The 4,242-nt window shown below is 69.5% G+C and carries 4 protein-coding genes; all 4 read right to left on the minus strand.

Going from position 1 to position 4,242, the window contains the following annotated elements:
• Window positions 1–1,900 (minus strand): glycosyltransferase (locus Pme01_RS28680; protein WP_203935941.1); only part of this gene is annotated, 1,900 nt, incomplete at its 3' end.
• An 88-nt stretch (window positions 1,901–1,988) separates the two neighbouring features.
• Window positions 1,989–2,309, minus strand: a complete 321-nt coding sequence (locus Pme01_RS28685; RefSeq protein ID WP_168117961.1) for a hypothetical protein — start codon at window positions 2,307–2,309, stop codon at window positions 1,989–1,991.
• A gap of 7 nt (window positions 2,310–2,316) precedes the next feature.
• Window positions 2,317–2,745, minus strand: coding sequence for a flagellar export chaperone FliS (gene fliS / locus Pme01_RS28690; protein ID WP_168117960.1), 429 nt, complete (start codon window positions 2,743–2,745; stop codon window positions 2,317–2,319).
• A gap of 8 nt (window positions 2,746–2,753) precedes the next feature.
• Window positions 2,754–4,109, minus strand: a complete 1,356-nt coding sequence (fliD, locus tag Pme01_RS28695) for a flagellar filament capping protein FliD (protein WP_168117959.1) — start codon at window positions 4,107–4,109, stop codon at window positions 2,754–2,756.
• Window positions 4,110–4,242: the final 133 nt, after the last annotated feature.

Here is a 4,242-nt window from a genome sequence, read left to right on the forward strand (position 1 = left end):
GCCCGCCGATGCGGGCGGCGCCGGCCAGTACGGCCGCCGAGCCGGTGTACCGCTGCCACAGCGCGTCGAGCAGCTCGTCGACCAGCCCGTCGGGCTCGGAGGCGGTGCTGAGCAGCAGGGTGCGCAGGCCGGACTCGGGGAGCAGGGCCGCCACCTCGGCGATGCCCGTACCACCGGCCCGCAGCACCTCCGCCATCATGGCAACGGACAACGGCAGCTTCCCGTCCCGTACCGACTCCCGCAGCTGCTGTGCCGCCTCGTCGTGGCGTCCCAGGCTGTAGAGGCTACGGATCTCGATCTCGGCCACCCGGCTCCGGGTCACGACGAAGAGCGAGTCGTTCATCTCGCCGTCGGGGAAGTCCTGGATCAGGGCGAGAGCGCCGGCGAAGTCCTGCTCCGCGAAGCACACGCGCGCCTCGATCTCGTCGGCCGCGAAGGGGGAGGAGCTGACCTCCCGCAGGTCACGGAGCACGCTGCGGACCTCGTCGTACCGGCTCTCCTGCTCGTAGCACGCGGCCAGGGTGGTGAGGAAGGCGATCCGCTCGAGCAGGTTCGCCGGGTTTTCGGCCAGCCCCTTCCGACAGTTCTCGATCGCCTCCGCGGTCTGGCCCGCCCACAGCTGCGAACGGGCGAGGTTGATCAGCTTGGACTCTGCGCTGTCGACGTCGTCTGTGGACAGCTCCGCCAGCCGCAGGTTGCGGGCAGCCTTGTCCTTGCCGGTGATGCGCAGGAGGGTGTATCCGGAGTGGACGAGAGTCAGGTCGTTGAGGGTCTGCGACGAGATCAGGTATTCGCCGAAGACCCGGTCGACCACCTGTTCGTGCAGCCGGCGGAAGTAGCGGGCGCGGTTGCGGCGGAAGATCCGTACCGACATCAGCCGGCCGTCCGCCGAGGTGCCGAACGCGCCCTCGCTCTCCACCCCGACCAGGAAGGTGGGTCGGGTGGCGGCGGCCAGCTGGGCGCGTACGCTCGCCGCGTCGCCGGTGACGATCTCGTCGGCGTCCACGACGAAGGCCCACTGTCCCGTGCAGTGCGCCAGCGACCGGTTCCGGGCGTCGGCGAAGTGGTCGTTCCAGTAGCCCTCGATCACCCGGGCGCCGTGTTCGCGGGCGATCTCCCGGGTACGGTCGGTGGAGCCGGTGTCGTACACGACGATCTCGTCAACGAAGTCCCGTAGCGCCGTCAGGCATGCGGCGAGGACCTCTTCCTCGTCCTTGACGATCAGGCTCGCGGACAGCAGCGGGGCGCCGTCGGGCACGTCGGGCAGCAGGAGCGAGCACAGGTCGGTGACCACGTGGGCGACCAGCGCGCCGTGCGCCACCACGATCCGGCCCTGTTCGCGCAGCCGCTCGTAGGGCAGGTCCGAGGTCGGTCCGCCGGCCCGGTCGAGGGCATCGCGGCGGACCGCGACGCAGACCGGTCCGAGCGCGTCCACCGTGCTGAAGCGGCCGGAGTTCTCCTGCCGCCACTGCCGCGCGTACGCGTTGAATGTCGCCACCCGCTCCATGGCCTCGTCGGGCAGTTCCGCGTTCTGCGGCCCGTACGTGTGGTGGCACCGCGGGCCCACGGCGACGACCTCCGGGTCGTCGAGCGCCTGGGCGAGCGGGTCCAGCCAGTGCGCCGAGACGAGGACGTCACCGTCGAGGAGGACCACGATCGGGTGCCGGGTCGCGGCCAGCCCGGCCTCCCAGCGCCGGACCTGGTCGCCCGAGTCGTCGTGCAATACCCGCAGCCATGGGTTGCCGCGCAGGATGCCGTGCAGGTCGGTGCGGTCGGCCGGGACGACGCAGAGGACCTCGTCGCGTACGCCGAGGGTCGGGCGCAGGGAATCCAGACAGGCGCGGAAGTCGTCGGCGCTGCCGCTGGCGGTCACGATGACGGAGACAGGAAGTCGGCTCACGTATGTCCTATCGGCGGGGGACAGCCAGGCCTGAGGAACTACTCAATTCGGGCAGATACCAAGTTCGTCAGGGCGTGCAGCAGGTCTGTCAGACGGCGCAGTCGAGGTACGCCGGCCGGCGGGGGGCGTCCCCGGCCTCGATGCGGCTCGCTGCCTCGGCCTGACGGCGGTTGGCGACCAGCGCGATCGCCAGGGCCTGGGTGGCGGCGATCTGGCGGCTGAGGATCGCGTCCGCGCGCGGGCGCAGGTCAAGGGGGAGCGGGCCCAGTCCTTCCGGCGGTGACCACGGGTCGGCCGGCGGCAGGTCGCGTACCCGGTGGTCGTCGGCGATCAGCGCCTCCACCCGGTCCACGTCCGCCTCGAGCGCGTCCAGTGCGGCCGTCCAGGCCCCGTTCCAGTCGCCGGTCACGGCCGGATCACCCGACCCGGACCGGGGCGACTCCCGCCGCCGAAGCGGCGGCCGCGCCGGCCGCCTGGGTGAGCTGCAAAGCCTCCCGCCACGCGTCGCGCAGGGGTTCGACCACTTGGCGGCAGGAGGCGGCCATGTCGGCGTCCCCCCGGACATTGGCCTTGATCAGCTGGGTGAGCAGGAAGCCGTAGATCTGTGACAGGCCCGCGGCACCGTCCCAGACGCTGAGGTCCAGGGTTCCGCGAAGCTCCGCCACGATGTCCTGCGCGTGCATCAACCGGGCCGACCCGGTCTCCCGGTCGCCGGCGCGCAGCGCCTCCTCGGCCTGGGTGAGGTCGACGACCAGCCGGTCGTACAGCATGACGAGGAGTTGGCCGGGCGACGCCGTGGCGACCGACTGGGCCAGGTAACGGGCGCGAAGTGCGGGATTGGTCATCGTGGTCCTCAGTTACCGCTCGAACTGCTGCCGCCCCAGGAGGGCAGGCCAGCGATCTGGCCGGCCAGCCAGGTAGCCTGGTTCTTGGTCGTGCCCAGCGCGGACTCCATCGCCGAGAATTGCCGCTTCAGCATCTGCTGACGCATCGCCAGCCGGCCGTCCCAGTCGGTGATCCGGTTCTTGAGGTCTTTGACCCGGGCGTTGGCGCCCTGGATGGCGGTCGTCAGGGAGCCGGTGATCGAGTCCGTCGCGCCGTCGGCCACGTCGGCGAACGCCTTGGCCAACCCATTCGCCACGCCGTTCTGCACCTTGGTCGGATCGGCGCTGTACGCGACGAGGAACGCGCTGCGGTCGAAGGTGAGCTTGCCGGTCTTGTTCAACTGCACGCCGAACTGCTTGAAGCTGCCGTACCCGTCGAGCCCCTTGCTGGCCTTCGACAGGATGCTGCTCTGTAATTGGCGTGCCGTGAAGTCGCCGACCAGCGGGCCGCCGCTCTTGCTGGCCGAGTTGTACGTGCTGTACTGGCCGATCTGGGCCAGCGCGCCATTGGCGCTGTCCACCAGGGCCTGCATCTTGTCGGCAATGGAGTCAGGGTCGGCGGCGACGGCCACGGTCACCCCGGTCTCCACCTTCGACACGTTCAGCGTGACGTTCGACAGCAGGTTGGTGAAGGTGTTGGTGGAGCTGCTCACGACATAGCCGCCGGCGGCCGGATCCCCGACCGTGAGCTTGGCGTCGGCCGCCGCTCTGACATTGGTGGTGGAGTCGGTCAGCCCGGTGATGGAGAACCCGTTCGCCGTACCGGTCTTGGTGCCGGTGAACTGGAGGACGGTGTCACCGGTCGACGTGGTGACGACGGCGGCGGTCACCCCGATTTTCGCCGCGTTGACGGCGTCCGCCACACCCTGCGCCGTGTTCTTGGCCGGGTCGACGGTGATGTGCTTGGTGGTGGCCCCGATCGTGATGTCGAGGGCGTTGGCGGTCGTCACCGCGTTGGGTGAGCTGATCTTCACCGTGCTGAGCTGGGACTGGGACAGCGCCGTGACGTCGAAGGCAAGGCCGCCGACGGTGGCACCCGTCGTCGCGGTCGCGGTGACCGAGGTGGACGACGAGGTCGCCTTGACCGCCTGCCAGGTGGGGTTGGTCGGGGTGAGAGCGTTGGGGGCGGTGAACGCCTCGGCCGCGGTCTGCAGTGCGGCCATCCTGCTGTTCAGTGCCTGGTATGCACTGATGATCAGGTTCTGGCTCGAGACCTGGCTCTTCAGGTTCGTCTGCGGTTGTGCCTCGAGCTGCATCAGCTGGGCGACGACCTGACTGGTGTTCATGCCGCTGATCAGGCCGTCGACCGCGCCTGTACTGACCACTGTGCTCCTCCGTCCTGACCCGAACGCTAGGTTGGTGCGTAAACGTCCTGGAGGGGTGGTCCGCGGTCCCGCGGACCACCCCTCCAGATCGCTATGACGTTGTGAAGTTGTTGTTCAGTTGTGGTAGTTAAGG

Origin of the sequence: Planosporangium mesophilum (assembly GCF_016863255.1) — a bacterium.
In the GTDB taxonomy this organism is placed as follows: Bacteria; Actinomycetota; Actinomycetes; order Mycobacteriales; family Micromonosporaceae; genus Planosporangium; species Planosporangium mesophilum.

Excerpts from the sequence above, each read along its gene's own strand:
- fliS (WP_168117960.1), bottom strand. The coding sequence starts at position 2,745 with ATGACCAATCCCGCACTTCGCGCCCGTTACCTGGCCCAGTCGGTCGCC.